The following is a 294-nucleotide window of genomic DNA, read 5'->3' on the forward strand; positions in this document are numbered from 1 at the left end:
AGGTCTGCCCGGTTTCGGCGTCGATCACCTCCACGCCACGCGCACGCTTGCGGTCCTTGTCGTAGAGCACTTCCTTGACGATCGAGAACGGCCGCAGCGTTAGGTTGCCGGTCTTCATCGCCGCCGGCAGCGTCGCCGACTGGGTCGAGAAGTAGGCACCGAAGGGACAGCCCAGGATGCACTTGTTGCGGTACTGGCAGTTCACGCGCCCCTGCTCGGGCATCGGCTGGGTGATGTTGGCCGTGCGCGAGTGGATCATGTGCCGCGTTCCGCCAAAGGCCTTCTTGATCCGCG

At 64.6% G+C, this 294-nt stretch carries 1 protein-coding gene; it reads right to left on the reverse strand.

Features of this window, described 5'->3' with window-relative positions:
• A partial coding sequence (locus EN850_RS35580; RefSeq protein WP_246689337.1) for a GMC family oxidoreductase N-terminal domain-containing protein occupies positions 1 to 259 on the reverse strand: 259 nt, incomplete at its 3' end.
• Between the last annotated feature and the right edge of the window lie 35 nt (positions 260 to 294).

The sequence above is a fragment of the Mesorhizobium sp. M8A.F.Ca.ET.207.01.1.1 genome, from assembly GCF_004794715.1.
Lineage (GTDB): Bacteria > Pseudomonadota > Alphaproteobacteria > Rhizobiales > Rhizobiaceae > Mesorhizobium.